Annotated in this window: 17 protein-coding genes and 1 tRNA gene; 10 read left to right on the top strand and 8 right to left on the bottom strand. The window is 70.5% G+C overall.

Features of this window, described 5'->3' with window-relative positions:
- Nucleotides 1-3: 3 nt before the first annotated feature.
- Complete coding sequence (locus VEA62_RS08515; RefSeq protein WP_324820554.1) at nt 4-1,218, top strand: efflux RND transporter periplasmic adaptor subunit; 1,215 nt, start codon at nt 4-6, stop codon at nt 1,216-1,218.
- A 26-nt stretch (nt 1,219-1,244) separates the two neighbouring features.
- On the opposite strand, the gene VEA62_RS08520 is transcribed toward VEA62_RS08515, so the two are convergent.
- Entirely contained in the window at nt 1,245-2,150 is a 906-nt protein-coding gene (locus tag VEA62_RS08520; protein ID WP_324820555.1) for a universal stress protein, read from the bottom strand.
- Between the two features lie 229 nt (nt 2,151-2,379).
- On the opposite strand from VEA62_RS08520, the gene VEA62_RS08525 reads away from it, so the two are divergent.
- On the top strand, nt 2,380-2,514 hold the full coding sequence (locus tag VEA62_RS08525; protein ID WP_324820557.1) for a hypothetical protein: 135 nt from the start codon (nt 2,380-2,382) through the stop codon (nt 2,512-2,514).
- A gap of 131 nt (nt 2,515-2,645) precedes the next feature.
- A complete protein-coding gene (locus VEA62_RS08530) occupies nt 2,646-3,719 on the top strand; it encodes a patatin-like phospholipase family protein (RefSeq protein WP_324820559.1) in 1,074 nt (357 codons plus the stop codon).
- A 15-nt stretch (nt 3,720-3,734) separates the two neighbouring features.
- Here the strand turns inward: VEA62_RS08530 and VEA62_RS08535 are convergent.
- Nucleotides 3,735-3,810, bottom strand: a tRNA-Lys gene (locus VEA62_RS08535).
- 202 nt (nt 3,811-4,012) lie between these two features.
- On the opposite strand from VEA62_RS08535, the gene VEA62_RS08540 reads away from it, so the two are divergent.
- Together VEA62_RS08540 and VEA62_RS08545 are read left to right on the top strand one after the other, a co-directional pair.
- Nucleotides 4,013-5,464 carry an amino acid permease gene (locus VEA62_RS08540; protein ID WP_324820562.1) on the top strand — a complete coding sequence of 484 codons (1,452 nt, stop codon included), beginning with the start codon at nt 4,013-4,015 and terminating at the stop codon, nt 5,462-5,464.
- Nucleotides 5,464-5,814 carry an Hpt domain-containing protein gene (locus tag VEA62_RS08545; protein ID WP_324820564.1) on the top strand — a complete coding sequence of 117 codons (351 nt, stop codon included), beginning with the start codon at nt 5,464-5,466 and terminating at the stop codon, nt 5,812-5,814. Before VEA62_RS08540 ends, VEA62_RS08545 begins: the two co-directional genes overlap by 1 nt.
- Before the next feature lie 214 nt (nt 5,815-6,028).
- Here the strand turns inward: VEA62_RS08545 and VEA62_RS08550 are convergent, their stop codons facing one another.
- Nucleotides 6,029-6,394, bottom strand: a complete 366-nt coding sequence (locus tag VEA62_RS08550) for a chorismate mutase (protein WP_324820566.1) — start codon at nt 6,392-6,394, stop codon at nt 6,029-6,031.
- Nucleotides 6,366-7,181 (bottom strand): ferredoxin--NADP reductase, encoded by an 816-nt coding sequence (locus tag VEA62_RS08555; protein ID WP_324820568.1) that lies wholly within the window; start codon nt 7,179-7,181, stop codon nt 6,366-6,368. The genes VEA62_RS08550 and VEA62_RS08555 overlap by 29 nt, the downstream gene beginning before the upstream one ends.
- 478 nt (nt 7,182-7,659) lie before the next feature.
- On the opposite strand from VEA62_RS08555, the gene VEA62_RS08560 reads away from it, so the two are divergent.
- From VEA62_RS08560 to VEA62_RS08580, 5 genes are read left to right on the top strand one after another with little or no spacing between them, the layout of a single operon-like run.
- Nucleotides 7,660-9,999, top strand: coding sequence for a S9 family peptidase (locus VEA62_RS08560; RefSeq protein WP_324820570.1), 2,340 nt, complete (start codon nt 7,660-7,662; stop codon nt 9,997-9,999).
- Nucleotides 9,933-11,558: an amidase gene (locus tag VEA62_RS08565; protein ID WP_324820572.1), complete on the top strand. Its 1,626-nt coding sequence runs from the start codon at nt 9,933-9,935 to the stop codon at nt 11,556-11,558. Before VEA62_RS08560 ends, VEA62_RS08565 begins: the two co-directional genes overlap by 67 nt.
- A gap of 22 nt (nt 11,559-11,580) precedes the next feature.
- Nucleotides 11,581-13,065, top strand: coding sequence for an amidase (locus VEA62_RS08570; RefSeq protein ID WP_324820574.1), 1,485 nt, complete (start codon nt 11,581-11,583; stop codon nt 13,063-13,065).
- A 36-nt stretch (nt 13,066-13,101) separates the two neighbouring features.
- Nucleotides 13,102-13,569: a low affinity iron permease family protein gene (locus VEA62_RS08575; protein WP_324820576.1), complete on the top strand. Its 468-nt coding sequence runs from the start codon at nt 13,102-13,104 to the stop codon at nt 13,567-13,569.
- Nucleotides 13,566-13,832: a SemiSWEET family sugar transporter gene (locus tag VEA62_RS08580; RefSeq protein WP_324820578.1), complete on the top strand. Its 267-nt coding sequence runs from the start codon at nt 13,566-13,568 to the stop codon at nt 13,830-13,832. Before VEA62_RS08575 ends, VEA62_RS08580 begins: the two co-directional genes overlap by 4 nt.
- Before the next feature lie 3 nt (nt 13,833-13,835).
- Here the strand turns inward: VEA62_RS08580 and VEA62_RS08585 are convergent, their stop codons facing one another.
- The 4 genes from VEA62_RS08585 to VEA62_RS08600 form a co-directional block, all read right to left on the bottom strand.
- Nucleotides 13,836-14,225 carry a RidA family protein gene (locus tag VEA62_RS08585; RefSeq protein WP_324820580.1) on the bottom strand — a complete coding sequence of 130 codons (390 nt, stop codon included), beginning with the start codon at nt 14,223-14,225 and terminating at the stop codon, nt 13,836-13,838.
- Entirely contained in the window at nt 14,222-14,641 is a 420-nt protein-coding gene (locus VEA62_RS08590; protein ID WP_324820582.1) for a thioesterase family protein, read from the bottom strand. Before VEA62_RS08590 ends, VEA62_RS08585 begins: the two co-directional genes overlap by 4 nt.
- Nucleotides 14,638-16,242 (bottom strand): AMP-binding protein, encoded by a 1,605-nt coding sequence (locus tag VEA62_RS08595; RefSeq protein ID WP_324820584.1) that lies wholly within the window; start codon nt 16,240-16,242, stop codon nt 14,638-14,640. Before VEA62_RS08595 ends, VEA62_RS08590 begins: the two co-directional genes overlap by 4 nt.
- The coding region (locus VEA62_RS08600) for an acyl-CoA dehydrogenase family protein (protein WP_324820586.1) at nt 16,242-16,661 on the bottom strand (420 nt) is incomplete at its 5' end. The genes VEA62_RS08600 and VEA62_RS08595, both read right to left, overlap by 1 nt.

Consider the following 16,661-nt stretch of genomic DNA (forward strand, 5'->3'; position numbering starts at 1 on the left):
GTCATGAAAACGAGATTGGGCCTCAACTTCCGGACGGTGTTCTGGACCTTCGCCGCCGTGGCCCTGGCGGCGCTGTTGATCTTTGCCTTCCGGCCGCGGCCGATCCTTGCGGACTATGGCGAGACCAGCCGCGGACCGCTCACGGTGGCGGTTCGCGACGAGGCGCGTACGCGGGCGCGAGACGTCTATGTGGTCTCCGCGCCGGTTTCCGGCCGGCTGCTGCGCGTCGGCAACCGGGCCGGTGAACGGGTCGAGGCCGGGGCGGTGATCGCCACCATCCAGCCGGGCCCGCCGGCCCTGGTGGACGAACGATCCCGCCAGGAGCTGCAGGCCGGGGTTCGCTCGGCCGAAGCCGCCCTGGCCCTGGCGCGCGCCGAACTCGATGGGGCGGAAGCCCGCCTCGCCCATGCGCGTACCACGGCCGGCAGAACCGAAACCCTGTTCGCCGCGTCGATCGCGTCGCGGAGCGCTCTGGACCAGGCCCGTCTCGATGTCCGCACCGCCGCCGCCGCCGTCAGCAACGCCCGCGCCGGAGTTGACGTCCGGCAGGCGGCTCTCGAGGCCGCCCGGGTGCGGCTGACCGATCCGTCGGGCACGAGCGCGACGGCCCGCGCGGTGGTGATCCGGGCTCCGGTGGCGGGTCGTATCCTGCGGGTCCTGCAGGAGAGCGAGAGCGTCGTCGCCCAAGGGGCGCCGGTGATGGAGATCGGCGACGCCAGTGATCTCGAGGTCGTGGCCGAACTGCTGTCGAGCGACGCCGCCCGGATTCAGGTGGGCGCGCCGGCGGTGATCGACGCCTGGGGCGGGGAGCCGGCGCTCCGCGGCCGGGTCAGGCAGGTCGAACCCTACGGCTTCCTGAAGATCTCGGCCCTGGGCGTGGAGGAGCAGCGGGTCAATGTGATCATCGATCCGGTGGACCCGCCCGCCGCATGGTGGGCGGTGGGGCATGGCTACCGGGTCGAGGTCGCCGTCACGGTGTGGCGCGCGGAGGACGTCGTTCGAGTACCGGTGGCGGCCCTCTTCCGGGATCAGGGCCACTGGGCGGTGTTCAAGGTCGTGGAAGGCCGGGCTCGTCTGCAGCCGGTGGAGATCGGACAGAACAACGGCGACCTGGCCGAGGTCCGTGCCGGCCTCGAACCGGGCGAGCAGGTGGTGCTCCACCCGAACCAGACGATCTCCGATGGCGCGCGCGTTCGACCTCGACCGGGTGACCGCTGAGCCCGCCGTACGGCGGTAGGTCTACCTCACCTGAACGAGGCGCCCGGAAGGGCGGCGGTCCCGACCGCCGCGCGGTCACCAGCGGCGGCGCGACGGGCCTCTTCAGGGAGGTGGGACAGCAGGAGCGGACGGGGCGCAGTGGCCAGCAGGGATCGCGTGACGCCGCCGAACCACCTTTCCACCGTGGGCGAGCGGCTGTAGCCGCCGAGAACGACGAGGCCGGCCCCGACCTCGTCCGCCGTCCGGAGGATCGCCTCGGCCACGCCGGCCCCGCCTGAATCCACCGCCTTCACCGTGGTGCGGAGGCCCCTGGCCCGGAGGGCCTGCGTCAATTGGGTGGTGGCCTCGTCCGACGCCGCCCGATCGACGACGACGACGGTCGCCAGCCCTTCGGCAGCCATCAACGGCAGAGCCTCCTCCGCCGCCCGGCGCGCCGCGGGGCTGCCGTTCCATCCGATCAGGACCGGGCCGGCCAGGTTCCCGGTCCAGGCGGCCGGGAGGAGCAGCACCGGTCGGGAACCCGTCAGCAGGAGCCGCTCCGCCGTCAGCCCTCCGGGCAGGCTCCGGAGGCGGGGATGGCCGATGACGACGAGATCGCCGACCGCCGCCAAGGCCGCCGCGTCGGGATCATCGTCCCATGCGGGATGGAACTCGGCCTTGAGGCCGAAGGGGCCGGCGATCGCGTCGAAGTCCCTGCGGGCGACCGAGAGCAGATCCTGCTCCTGCAGCGCCTGATGCTCCAGGACATCATGGATCGCTCCGGCGCCGCGGGCGAAGGTCTCGGGCGCGGACGGGGAAGGGCGATGCAGACCCCAAAGGCCGATAAGCCCCGCGTCGAGCCGGCGGGCGAGGGCGGCGGCCTGGCGGCCGAGCGCCCGGCCCTGGAGCGAGCCGTCGAGACAGACGACGATCTGGCGGATGGGACTGACCATGGCGACCTCCGGCTGCTGCCAGTCTGGGATATGCGGCGACCCCTGACATTGATCGAGCGCAAGGCGGAGCGGATGTGGGCCCTCCGGGGCGCCGCCGCCGGCATCGCGGCCTCCGGCACGAGAACGGCGGGCGGCGCGGCCGCGCGGAGGGAGACGCCGCGGGTCGCTTGACCTCGATCAATGCCCCGTCCCGCCGGGGACAGGATACTGGGCGTGCAAGGAGCCGCCCATGTCCGACGAGACTCTCGAAGCCGCCCTGACGGTTGTCGCCTTCCTTCTGACGTTCCTGATCCCCGTTCGAGGCGTCTCCATCCCCGGCCATGTCCGCCTGGCCGGTCAGACCGTACGCCCGCAAGCGCGGTGAGCTCACAGCGGGAGCCCGCCACGCCGACGCCTTCGGGCGGCGCAGGGCCCGGCCAGCGAAGCGCGCGGGACCGGACTGCCCGCCGCCGGTGGATTCCCGCCGAGAGCGGAGACCCCTGCGGGTTCGCGGGCGTGAGGCTGGACGCCCGGCCCGACCTGACGGGGCCCGCCGCGGCGGATCGCATCTGCCCGCTGCGGGCGCGAGACGCCCGCAATCCACTCGACATCCTCGCCATCTCCGGCGGGGCGGCGGGCGGGGCGTTCGGCGCAGGCCTCCTGGCGGGTCTGACCCGGACGGGTCGACGCCCGGGCTTTCAACTCGTCACCGGAGTCAGCACCGGGGCCCTGATCGCGCCGTTCGCCTTCCTCGGATCCGCGTGGGACGATCGCCTCGTCGAAGCCTACACCGGAGGGCGGGCCGCGGCCCTGTTCGACGTCCGCAAGGCCTTGCCGGGCGTGGAGGCCGGGCTGTTCCGGGCCCGCGCCATGGACGAACTGATCACCCCTTTCATCGACGCCGAGCTCCTCGAGGCGGTCGCCGCCGCGCACGTCCAGGGACGGCGGCTGTTTGTGGCGAGCACCGACCTTGACCGGCAGAGGGCGTGCATCTGGGACATGGGGCGGATCGCGCTCCTCGGCTCAAACGGGCGCCCGGATCGGGCGCTTGCGCTGTTCCGCGACGTGCTCGCGGCCTCCGCCAGCCTTCCCGGCATGGTCCCGCCGCGGCTGATCACCTGCGAGTCCGATGGGGAGACCTACAAGGAGATGCACGCCGATGGCGGCATGGCGGCGCCGCTGTTCGTGCTGCCGGAGGTGCTGTTGCGCTGGTCAGGGATCGGAGAGCGGCTGCGCGGCGCGCGCGTGCATCTGCTGGTGAACACGGTGCTGGACGCCGCCCCGCGGGCCACGCCGGGAAACATCCCCGCCATCCTGATCCGGAGCTTCGAGACCATGCTGCGGTATTCCTACCTGCAGGCGGTCAGCACGACAGCGGCCTTCTGCGCGGGGGCGGACCTGCCGCTGGGAATAGCCGCGATGCCCGGCGACGCCGACCCGGCCAACCTCGTCAGCTTCGAGACGGCCAATATGCGCGAGATGTTCGCCGCCGGCCTGGCGCGGGGCTGCGGCCCCAACCCGTGGGCGTTCCCCAGCCGCCCGGCGCCTTCGCTGATGCGTTTCCTGCGCGGGTGGCGAGACGGGTCCTGAACCCAGAGGAGACGATGGTGGGTGATGTAGGGTTCGAACCTACGACCCGCTGATTAAGAGTCAGCTGCTCTACCAACTGAGCTAATCACCCGGACCATGCGTCGGGCGGCGGTCCGAGAGGGCCGGCGCCGGTCCCGACGGGCGGTCTGGCGACCGGCCCCGGCGAGAGGGGGCGGACATAGAGACTGTTGCCCCGGCGCGCAAGGGATTTCAGGCGCATTCCGGTTTGCCGCGGAACGACGTAGGCTGAGCGCCGGAATCGGCCGCCGAAGCGCGGCGAGGGGGAGAGATTCATGGCCTTCTGGAATCGACGGCGCTCGATCGACGCGCTCGTGGCGCCGCACAGCGGGCCGGCCCTGAAGAAGACGCTGAGCTGGCCGCATCTGGTCGCCCTGGGTGTCGGCGCCATCGTCGGCACCGGCATCCTGACGCTGATCGGTGTTGGCGCCGGCCTGGCCGGGCCGGCCGTGATGATCAGCTTCGCCCTCGCCGGACTGGTCTGCGCCTGCGCGGCCCTGGCCTACGCCGAACTGGCGACGATGATGCCGACGGCGGGCAGCGCCTACACCTATTCCTACGCCGTGCTCGGCGAGCTGATCGCCTGGATCGTCGGCTGGAGTCTGATCCTCGAATATTCGCTGGTCGTGTCGGCCGTGGCGGTGGGGTGGGCCGGCTATGCGACGGGCTTCCTCGCCGGCATGGGCGTCGAACTGCCGGCCATGCTGGCCGCGGGGCCGCATGTCGAGGGCGGGCTGATCAACCTGCCGGCGGTGTTCATCATCGCCGTGGTGACCGGCCTGCTGCTGCTGGGCACGCGCGAGAGCGCCACGCTGAACGCCATACTGGTGGTCATCAAGGTGGCGGCGCTGATCGCCTTCGTGGCCATCGCCCTGCCGGCCTTCGACGCGGCGAACTTCACGCCGTTCATGCCCAACGGCTTCGGCGCGCCGAGCCTGCCGTTCATGGAGCAGATCACCGGCCAGCCCGTGGTCCAGACCGGGGTGATGGCGGCGGCGGCGATCATCTTCTTCGCCTTCTACGGCTTCGACGCCATCTCGACGGCGGCCGAGGAGACCAAGAAGCCCGAGCGCGACCTCGCCATCGGCATCGTCGGCTCGATGGTGGTGTGCACGGTCCTGTATCTGATCGTGGCCGCCGCCGCGATCGGAGCCCGGCCGGTGGCCAGCTTCGCCGAGAGCCCGGAGCCGCTGGCCCTTATCCTGCGCGAAATGGGGCAGGGAACGGCGGCGCAGTGGATCGCGGTGTCGGCCGTGGTCGCCCTGCCGACCGTGCTGCTGGCCTTCCTGTTCGGCCAGAGCCGGATCTTCCTCGGCATGGCCCGGGACGGCCTTCTGCCGCGCAGGCTGGCCAAGGTCTCGGTGCGGGGGGTGCCGGCGGTGGTGACCATCTTCACCGCCATCGTGGTGGCGGCCCTGGCCGGCGTCATGCGGCTGGACGAGCTGGCGTCGCTGGCCAATGCCGGGACGCTGGCGGCGTTCGGGGCCGTCGGGGTCTGCCTGATCGTGCTGCGCATCCGCGAGCCGAACCGCAAGCGGCTGTTCAAGGCGCCGCTGTGGCCGCTGGTGGGGGCGATCACCATCATCGGCTGCGTGGTCTTCTTCTTCAGCCTGAGGGGCTCGACCCAGCAGTGGTTCCTGATCTGGAACGGCGTCGGCCTGGTGGTCTATTTCGCCTGGTCGGCGTGGAATTCGCGGCTGGCCAAGGGCGAGGAGGCCGAGGGCTGATGGCCCGCCGGGACCTGTCGGGCGTGGTCGATTTCGCCGTGCTGGAACGGATGACCGGCGGGGACGACGGCGTCAGCGAGGAGGTGCTGGGGCTGTTCGCGCAGCAGGCGGCGCTGTGGTCGCCGCTGCTGGACGTGCGCGAGGACGGCTGGCGCGACGGGGTGCACACCATCCGGGGCGCGGCGGCGGGGATCGGCGCCGGGATCCTCGCCGAGGCCTGCGCGGCGGCCGAGGCGGCGGACAAGGCCGAGGCGCCGCCGCTGCTGGATCGGGTGCGGGATGCACTGGACGCGGCGCTGGCCGATGTGGCGGCCTACCGCCACGAGCTGATGCTGCGATCGCTTCGCTGAGCGGGTTTGGCGCTGTTTCCCCGATTCGGGGCGCCAACAGTGCCACGGGGATTGATTTCACGCGCAATTTCGACGGCCCGGTTCTCGAGCGCGCCAAACGGCTGTCGCGGGGCTCGCACCTGCTGCGCTGACGATGTCAAAGACCACCCCCCGAGGTGGCCGTAGACAAGGGGCGCCGCAAGGGCTGGCGAGGAATAAATTCCTGCCGATCGGGTTAGCCCCGCGTGCGGTCCCAGGCCTCGAACTCGTGGGCGATGCAGCGGTCGATCAGGGTGCGCCAGACCGGCTCGGCGATGGCGGGCGAGAGGCCGGCGGGAGCGGCGGCGGCGAGCACCTTGCGCACCACGTCCTCAATGCGGGCGTCGTCGTGGACCACGGAGCGATCCGGCTTGATGCGGGCGGCGGCGTCCATGTAGCGCTGGCGCTCGGCCAGCAGGGCGACGAGGGCGCGGTCGAGGGCGTCGACGCCGTGGCGGACCTCGGCCATCGACAGGCAGGCTTCGGGGGCGACGCGGGCGTCGACGGCGACCACGGTCGGGGCGTCCTTCACATCAACCGACAAAGGCGCGCTCCAGCACATAGTCGCCCGGTTCGGCGTTCGAGCCTTCCTTGAGGCCGTAGCTTTCGAGCAGTTCGGCCGTTTCCTTGATCATGGCCATGGAGCCGCACAGCATGACCCGGTCGGTCTCAGGCGAGAAGCCGGGGGGCAGGCCGAGGTCGGCGAACAGGGCGCCGGAGCGGATGCGGTCGGTGATGCGGCCGGGCGTTTCGAACGGCTCGCGGGTCACGGTCGGATAGTAGGTCAGCTGGGCCCGGGCCTCGTCGCCGATCAGCGGGTCGTCATGGATGCCGGAGGTGAAGAAGTCGCGGTAGCTGAGGTCGGCGACGTTGCGCACCGTGTGGCAGACGATGACGCGGCCGAAGCGGCTGTAGGTTTCCGGATCGCGCGCGACGCTGAGCCAGGGCGCCAGGCCGGTGCCGGTGCCGATCAGCCACAGGCGGTCGCCGCCGGTGAGGGCGTCGAGCACGAGGGTGCCGGTCGGCTTCTTGCCCATGAGGACGGTGTCGCCGGGCCGGATCTTCTGCAGGCGCGAGGTCAGGGGGCCATCGGGCACCTTGATCGACAGGAACTCCAGCGCCTCGTCCCAGCTGGGGCTGGCGATGGAATAGGCGCGCAGGATGGGCTTGCCGCCGTCCTCGCCGGGCAGGCCGAGCATGACGAACTCGCCGGAGCGGAAGCGGAAATCCTCGGGGCGGCGGATGCGGAAGCTGAACAGCTGGTCGGTCCAGTGATGCACCCACAGCACTTCCAGCTCGTGGAAGGGCGAGGCTTTGGCGGGCGGGGCGGAGACGGCGACGTCGGTCATCGGGGGCTTATTAGGGGGCGGAGGGCGGAGGGGGAAGGGATGCGGTGTCGCGCGGGCGGCGGACGCTGGAACCCTGCCATCCGGAAATGTGCGAAACCCTGTCATCCCGACACTCCCGACACCCCCGGGGCAGCGGATCCTGTGCGGAACGGCGGGCGGTTCAGCCTGTCAAAGACCATCGTGGAGATACTGTAGGGCATGGGGGCGTCGAAAGCGGTCGCAGGCCCCGATCCCACGGTATGGCGGGCCTGAAGCGGCCCGGAGCACAGGCCGGGGGCCAAGCCGCCCATGAAACGGCGGGTCGGCGCGGTCGTCGTCCACGCGCCGGGGGCCCTTTGCGGATCACGTCGCGCACAAGATGAAAAGGGGTTCGGGATGACAGGGTTCGACCGGGTTTGGCCGGGTTGGCAGGGTCCGGGAGGACCGGGTCGAGCAAAGAGGGATGACGAAGGCGGAATTCGCCTCTAGCGTCCCGACCATGCGCAACATTCTTCTCGCCTCCACCCTGTTCTTCGCCGCCCAGGCGCCGTTCACCGCAGCGATGGCGCAAGCCCCGGACCCGGCGGTGCTGACGCCCGAGCGGGTGTTCGCCAATCCATCCCTGTCCGGGCCCGTGGCCCGCGGCGTCAGCCTGTCTCCGGACGGCGAGCTGGTCGCCTTCCTGCGCTCGCGCGAGGACGACGTCGACGTGCTGGACCTGTGGGCCGCGCCGACGGGCGAGGGCGAGCCGTTCAAACTGATCGACGCGCGGGCGCTGGTCCCCGACGCCGGCGAGCTGTCGGAGGCGGAGAAGGCCCGGCGCGAGCGGATGCGCATCAGCCAGCGCGGCGTGGTCGAATATTCCTGGGACGAACAGGGCCGCTACATCCTCGCGCCGCTGGAGGGCGACGTGTTCCTGGCGGAACGCGAGGGCGGGTCGGTGCGCCGCCTGACCGAGACCGAGGCCGACGAGATCGACGCCAAGGTGTCGCCGGAGGGCAATTTCGTCTCGTGGGTGCGCGACCAGGACCTGGTCGTCCATGATCTGGCCAACGGGCGCGAGACGCCGGTGACCACGGACGGCGAGGGCCTGATCACCTGGGCGACGGCGGAGTTCATCGCCCAGGAGGAGATGGACCGCGACACCGGCTACTGGTGGAGCCCGAACGAGCGCTACATCGCGCTGCAGCGGACCGACGAGTCGACCGTCGACGTCATCCCGCGGCTGGACATCACGGGTGGCGGGGCGACCGTGATCGAGCAGCGCTATCCGCGCGCCGGGCGGCCCAATGCGGTGGTCGAGCTGTACGTCCACGACCGCCAGACCGGGCGGCGGACCAAGGTCGATCTGGGTGAGAACAAGGACATCTATCTGGCGCGGGTGAACTGGTCGGCGGACGGCGAGACGCTGTACGTCCAGCGCCAGTCGCGCGACCAGAAGACGCTGGACCTGCTGAGCGTCGACCCCGCCACGGGGGCGTCGCGGGTGATCGTCACCCAGCGCTCCGACGCCTGGGTGCCGCTGAACAGCGACTTCAAGGCGCTGGAGGACGGCCGCTTCATCTGGGCCTCGGAAGAGACCGGCTGGAAACACCTCTACCTCTACGACCGCGACGGCCGGATGATCCGGCCGATCACCTGGGGCCCGTGGGCGGTGAAGTCGCTGAACGGGGTCAACCAGCAGACCGGCGAGGTCTTCTTCACCGCCTCCTTCGCCTATGCCGAGCGTCCCGAAGGGGTCACCGGCGGACACAGCGCCTGCCCGATGCCGGGCGGCCAGGTCGCCATGTGCGACGTTCAGGGCGAGACCCCGACGACCCAGCGACTGTGGCGCGCCTCGCTGGACGGGCAGCGGGGCCAGTTCACGCCGGTGACCCCGGACGGCGGCTGGTGGTCGGCGTCGATGAACCGGACGGGCACGGCCTTCGTCGGCAACTATTCCGACCTGAACACGCCGCCGCAGTCGGGCCTGTACCGGGCCGACGGGACCTTCATCCGCTGGATCGAGGAGAACCGGCTCGACGAGGATCATCCCTACTGGCCGTACGCGTCGCGGCGCGGCGAGGTGACCTTCGGCACCCTGGAAAGCCACGGCGAGATGCTGGTCTGGCAGATGACCACGCCGCCGGGCTTCGACCCCTCGAAGACCTATCCGGTGATCATGCAGGTCTATGGCGGACCGTCGGGCGGCGGGGTCAAGAAGGGCTGGCAATCGCCCAGCAATCAACTGTTGACTGAAGCGGGCTACATCGTCTTCCGGCTGGACAACCGGGGCGAGGGCGACCGCTCGGCGGCGTTCAAGCAGGCCCTCTATCTGAAGATGGGCCAACCTGAGATCGAGGATCAGGTTCTGGCGGCCGACTATCTGAGATCATTGCCCTTTGTCGACGACGACCGCATCGCCATGATGGGCTGGTCCTATGGCGGCTTCATGAGCCTGATGGCCATCACCGAGCCGAAGATGGGCCTGGCCGCCGCGGCCGTGGGCGCCCCGCCGACGGAGTGGAGCCTGTACGACACCCACTACACCGAGCGGTTCATGTCGACGCCGGAGCTGAACCCGGAAGGCTACGCCGCCTCGGACGCCATTCCGCGCCTGCCGAACATGACGGGGCGGATGCTGCTGATGCACGGCATGGCCGACGACAACGTGATCTTCGAGAACTCGACGCGGGTCATCAACGCGCTGCAGGAGAACAGCCAGCCGTTCGAGATGATGCTCTATCCCGGCCAGCGCCACGGCGTGCGCGGCAATGAAAGGCAACTCCAGCAATGGCGGACGTATCTCGACTTCTTCGACCGGACCATCGGGTCGCGATCGCCCGCCGCGCAGGACTGATCGCGGGGGCGGCGCTCGCCGTTTTCGCGGCCGGCCCGACCTCGGCCCAGGACGCGGGCGACAGACCGGAGCAGTCCCTGGTCGAGGTCACCCGGGAGGAACTGGTCACCATTCCGCTGCGGCCGCCCATCACGGTCGAGAACGTGATGCGTCAGTATGCAGCCTTCGACGAGGCTACGCGGAGCGTGATCCGCTGGAACCGGCCCGAGGTTCTGGCGCCAATGATGCCCGGCGGCATGCTGGTCGCGACGCCAGAGGCGCCGCTGTCCGAGGTCAGCGGCGTGACGGTCCTGCTGAAGGACAATATCGAGACGGCGGACATGCCGACTACGGCCGGCTCACTGGCGCTGGCCGACAACGCGCCCGGGCGCGATGCGCCCCTGGTGGCCCGCTTGCGCGCCACGCAGGCGATCCTGCTTGGGAAAGCCAACCTCTCCGAATGGGCCAACATCCGTTCATCGGCCTCGATCAGCGGCTGGAGCGCGGTCGGGGGGCAGACCCGCAATCCGTACGATCCGGAGCGGACCCCGTGCGGTTCCTCGGCGGGCAGCGCGGTCGCGGTCGCGGTCGGCCTGGCCGAGGTGGCGATCGGCACCGAAACCGACGGCTCGATCACCTGCCCGGCGTCGGTCAATGGGGTGGTGGGGTTCAAGCCGACCGTCGGATTGGTGAGCCGGACCCATATCGTGCCGATCAGCCACTCGCAGGATACGGCCGGGCCGATCACGAGGGACGTGAGGACGGCGGCCGAGGTGTTGTCGGTGATCGCCGGGACCGATCCGCTGGACCCGGCCACCGCCGAGGCGGACGAGCATCTGACGAGCGACGACCTGGATCGCATCGACTTCGCCCAACAGCTGGACGCTGACAGCCTGAACGGCGCGCGGATCGGGGTGCTGCGCTTCCTCGTGGCCAACTATTCGGCCGAGACCCAGGCGGTGTTCGAAGCGAACCTGCGGGCGATGCGCGACGCCGGGGCGGAGCTGGTCGAGATCACCGAGGCGCCGGCGGACTTCCGCTCGATCGGCGCGTGGGAACTGACCGTGCTGCTGACCGAGCTGAAGCACGATCTGAACCTGTACCTGGCCTCGACCGATCCGGCGCAGGTGAAGACCCGGACGCTGGCCGACGTCATCGCCTTCAACGCCGCAGAGCCGCGCGAGATGGCGCTGTTCGGACAGGACCTGTTCGAACGGGCCGAGGCGACCGGCGGCCTGACCGACCCGGCCTATGTCGAGGCGCGGGAGCGCTCGTTCCGCGCGGCGGGGCCGGAGGGGATCGACCGGATGATGGCGGAGCACGGGGTGGTGGCGCTGACGGCGCCGACGACCTCGCGGGCCTGGACCAACGACCCGGACGACGACGACCGGTCGCAGGGCTCGGCCAGCCGGCTGGCGGCGGTGGCGGGCTATCCGCACCTGACCGTGCCGATGGGCTTCGACCGCGGCATGCCGGTCGGGATCAGCTTCATCGCCGGCAAGTGGGACGACGCGAAGGTGCTGTCTCTGGGCTATGCCTTCGAGCAGCGGACGCGGGCGCGACGGGCGCCGGATCTGTAATCAACGAACGGGGAGCAATGACATGGGCAAGATGATCATCGCCGCGACGGCGGCCGCGCTGCTGCTCGCCGGAGCAGCCTCCGCCCAGGAGGTCTATGGCGCACGCCACGTGACACCGCAGGAGGCGTCCACCAACAGCGTGCTGGTCTGGACCGATCCCCAGCAGGTGGTGCGCTGGGAAGAGGGCTCCGGCATCGCCGGCATGCCCATCCTGCTCAAGGACAATATCGAGACGGAGGACATGCCGACGACTGCCGGGTCGATGGCGCTGATCGACAACGCGCCGGGGCGGGACGCGCCGCTGGTCGCCAGGCTGCGGGAGGCGGGGGCGGTGATCCTCGGCAAGACCAATCTGTCGGAGTGGGCCAATATCCGCTCGTCGAATTCGACCAGCGGCTGGAGCGCGGTCGGCGGGCTGACGCGCAATCCGCACGCGCTGGACCGCAACGCCTGCGGTTCGTCCTCGGGCAGCGGGGCGGCGGTGGCGGCGGGCATCGCGCCTGCGGCGATCGGCACCGAGACCGACGGCTCGATCACCTGCCCGGCGGCGATCAACGGCATCGTCGGCTTCAAGCCGACCGTGGGGCTGGTCAGCCGGACCCACATCGTGCCGATCAGCCATTCGCAGGACACGGCCGGGCCGATGACCCGGACGGTCGAGGACGCGGCCATCGTGCTGTCGGTCATCGCCGGAAGCGACCCGCTGGACCCGGCCACGGCCGAGGCGGACGCGCGCAAGGTCGACTATCGCTCGGCGCTGGATGCCCGCTCGCTGAACGGCGCGCGCATCGGGGTGATGCGCTTCGCCGGCGGCTATACGGCGGAGACCCTGGCGGTGTTCGAACAGAACCTGCAGGTGCTGCGCGACGCCGGCGCGGTGCTGGTCGACCTCACCGAGGCGCCGGACGAGGACGTGATGGGCTCGGCCGAGCTGACCGTGCTGCTGTACGAGCTGAAGCACGACCTGAACGCCTATCTGGCCTCGACGCGGCCGGATCAGGTGCGGACCCGGACGCTGGCCGACGTGATCGCCTTCAACGCGGCCGAACCGCGCGAACTGGCCCTGTTCGGGCAGGAACTGTTCCTGCAGGCGCAGGCCAAGGGCGGGCTGGACGAGGCCGAGTATATCGAAGCGCGGGCCACCTCGCTGCGGCTGGCCGGGGCCGAGGGCATCGACAAGCTGATGGGGGAGCACGATCTCGACGCGCTCGTGGGGCCGACGACCGGCCCGGCCTGGACGACCGACGTGGTCAATGGCGACCACTACGGCGGCGCGGTGTCGACCATGCCCGCCATCGCCGGCTATCCCCACCTGACCGTGCCGATGGGCTTCGTCAAAGGCCTGCCGGTCGGGATGAGCTTCATCGCCGGCAAGTGGGACGACGCCAGGGTGCTGTCGCTGGGTTATGCCTTCGAGCAGCTGACCCATGCGATACGGCCGCCGGCGTTCGCGCCCACGGTCGACGGCGCCGAGACGGTGGCGCCTCTGCTGGCCCCGCTTCGCTAGCGGCAACCTTCAGCAGGAGTGGGGATTAGGTCGCTGATGGAAAAGCTCTTTCTGCGGTTCGCCAACCATACGGCCCGGCTGGCGGGCAAGCCCTGGACCTTCCTCCTCTGCCTGCTGGTGGTGATCGTCTGGGCCGTGACCGGACCGATCTTCCGGTTCAGCGGGGACTGGCAGCTGGTGATCAATACCGGCACCACCATCGTCACCTTCCTGATGGTGTTCCTGATCCAGAACACCCAGAACCGGGACGGCGCGGCGATCCAGGCCAAGCTGGACGAACTGCTGCACGCGGTGAGCAAGGCGGACGAGCGGTTCGTCGGCATCGAGCGGTTGAGCGAGAAGGAACTGGACCTGATCCTCGCCCAGGTCGAGGCGCGCGCCGAGCGCATCCGCAAGCGGGGTGGTCCGCTGGTGGCCACGCGCGAGGAGGATCTCGAGAGAGAGCGCCGCCGAGGCCCGAAGGCCGCGGCCCCGGTCACGCGGCGCGGAAAGGCCAAGGCTTGAGCGATCTGGCCGCCAATCTCGTGGGCTCGGCCGCGGCCCTGTGCTCGATCACCAGCTTCGCGCCGCAGATGATCAAGATCTGGACGACGCGCGACGCCTCGGCCGTGTCGCTGAAGACCTATTCGCTGACGGTGACCTGTTTCGTGCTGTGGACGGGCTATGGGGTGATGACGGACGCCTGGCCGATCATCGTGGCCAATGCCTGCGCCCTGGCGATGTCGGGCGGGGTGCTGGCGATGAAGTGGAAATTCCGCGACCGCTGAGGCTCAGCCGACGACGGCGGTGGTCTCGATCTCGAGGCGGGCGGCGTCCTCGATCAGGCCCCTGACCTCGACCACGGCCATGGCCGGATAGTGGGCGCCGATCCGCTCGCGCCAGACCGCGCCGATGTCGCGCAGGCAGCCGAGGTATTCGGCCTTGTCGACGACGTACCAGGTCATGCGGACGATGTGCTCCGGCCCCGCGCCGGCTTCGGCGAGGACGGCGAGAGTGTTGTCGATCGTCTGGCGGAACTGGGCGGCGAATCCGTCGGGGAAGCGGCCCTCGACATCCCAGCCGATCTGGCCGGCGACGAAGACCATCCGGCCGGTCGCCTCGACGCCGTTGGAATAGCCCTTTGGCCGGGGCCAGCCTTGGGGCAGCAGGACGCGGTTCATGGCTGCGTCTCCACGAAGGGGGCGATGCGGGCGCGCAGGGCGTCGGGCCATGGCTCGGGCTTCAGCGAGCGGCCGACGTAGACGATGGTCTGGGTCGCCTCGAAGCGGCGCTGGCCGGCGCAGTCGATGACATGGCGCAGGCGGCAGGAGGCGCCGCCGAGCCGGGTCACGGTCAGGGAGAAGGTCAGGTCGTCTTCGAGCCGGGACGGGGCGATGAATCTGGCCTCGACGGCGGCGGTCGGGACACTGACGCCGCGCTCGATGTGCAGTTCGCGGAAGGAGGCGGCGAGGGGGCCCGCGAACCAGTCCTCGACGACACCGTTCAGCATCTCGAAATAGCGCGGGAAGAAGACGATGCCGGCGGCGTCGCAGTCGGCGAAGCGGACCTTGCGGGCGGTGGTGAAGACCTGGCTCATGCGCCGGCCTTGAGGCGGAAGCGCTGCAGCTTGCCGGTCTGGGTCTTGGGCAGGGCGTCCACGAAATCGAGGGCGCGGGGGTATTTGTAGGGGGCTATGACGCCCTTCACATGGGACTGCAGTTCGCAGCGCAGGGCGTCGGACGCTGCGTGGCCGGCGTTCAGGACGACGAAGGCCTTGACGATCTGGCCGCGCTCCTCGTCCGGCGCGCCGATGACCGCGGCCTCGGCCACGGCGGGATGGCGCAGCAGGGCGTTCTCCACCTCGGGCGCGCCGATGTTGTAGCCGGACGAAATGATCATGTCGTCGGCCCGGGCGACGAACCAGAACCAGCCGTCCTCGTCGAGTCGGTAGACGTCGCCGGTCAGGTTCCAGCCGTCCTGGACGTAGGCGGCCTGGCGCGGGTCGTCGAGGTAGCGACAGCCGGTGGGACCACGCACGGCGAGGCGGCCGGTCTCGCCGGGCGGCAGGGGCTTGCCGTCGGCGTCGATGATGCGCGCCTCATAGCCCGGCACGACCTTGCCGGTGGAGCCGGGGCGGATGTCCGGACCGGAGGCGGAGATGAAGATGTGGATCATCTCGGTCGAGCCGATCCCGTCGACGATGCGCACGCCCGTCGCCTCGTGCCAGGCGTCGGAGGTGGCGGCGGGCAGGGCCTCGCCGGCCGAGACGCAGGTGCGCAGGGACGACAGGTCGTGCTGGTCCGCCAGCTTGAGCAGGGCGCGGTAGCCGGTCGGGGCGGTGAAGATGGCGGTCGCCTTGTGGCGCTCGATAGTCTCGGCGAGGGCGTCGAAGCCGGGCCTGGGCGCGAAGGCGGTGGCGGCGCCGGCGCTGGCGGGGAAGACCACCAGGCCGCCGAGGCCGAAGGTGAAGGCGACCGGCGGGGTGCCGACCACGATGTCCTGCGGCGTCAGGTCGAGCGTGTGCCGGGCGAAGGTATCGGCCATGGCGAGGATGTCGCGATGACCGTGGACGCAGCCCTTTGGCTTGCCCGTGGTGCCCGAGGTGAAGGCGATCAGGGCGGGATCCTCGGCGGCCGTGTCGACAGGCTCGAAGCCGGCCCCCGGCGGCAGCGAGCGGGCTTTGGCCTGAAGGGTCGCGGAATCCATGACGGTCTTCAGGAACGGGGTTGCCGTCCGGGCCTCGGCCACGGCCCCGGCGAGGGAGGCGTAGACGAGGGCGTGGCTGATCCGGGCCTTGTCGATCACCGTGGCGAGTTCGGCGGCGCGGAGCATCGGCATGGTGGCGACGACCACGCCGCCGGCCTTGAGGATGGCGAACCACGCCAGCACCGTCCACGAACTGTTGGGGCCGTGCAGCAGGACGCGGTTGCCGGGGACGAGACCCATCTGTTCGACCAGCACCTTGGCCATGCGGCTGGAGATGAGGTCGACGCGGCTCCAGCCGAGCTCGAGGTCGTGGTCGATCAGGGCGCGGCCGTCGGGGCCGGCGGCGGCGATGGCGCGGCGCAGCAGTTCGGCGGCGGCGTTGAGACGGTCGGGGTAGTTGAGTTCGGCCCGGTTGAAGAGGAATTCCGGCTGCTCCTCCGGCGGCGGCAGGTTGTCGAGGACGAAGCGATCAATGTGGGCCGTCTCTCCCATCAGCGGCCTCCCTGCATCGCGCCCAGCGCCTGGCGGGCGATGACGATCTTCTGCACCTCGGACGCGCCCTCGTAGATGCGCAGGGCGCGGATTTCGCGGTAGAGCCGCTCGACCGGATTGCCGGAGACGACGCCAAGGCCGCCGAAGATCTGCACGGCGGCGTCGATCACCGCCTGGGCCTCGTCGGTGGCGTAGAGTTTGGCCATGGCGGCCTCGCGGGTGACGCGCGGCGCTCCCCGATCCTTGAGCCAGGCGGCGCGGTAGATCAGCAGGGCCGAGGCGTCGATCTTCAGGGCCATCTCGGCCAGCGAGGCCTGCACCAGCTGCAGGTCGCTCATCGGGGCGCCGAACAGGTTGCGGCTGGTGGCGCGGGCGGCGGCCTCGTCGAAGGCGCGGCGGGAGAAGCCGAGGGCGGCGGC

It is taken from the genome of Brevundimonas sp. (assembly GCF_035627475.1).
GTDB lineage: Bacteria > Pseudomonadota > Alphaproteobacteria > Caulobacterales > Caulobacteraceae > Brevundimonas.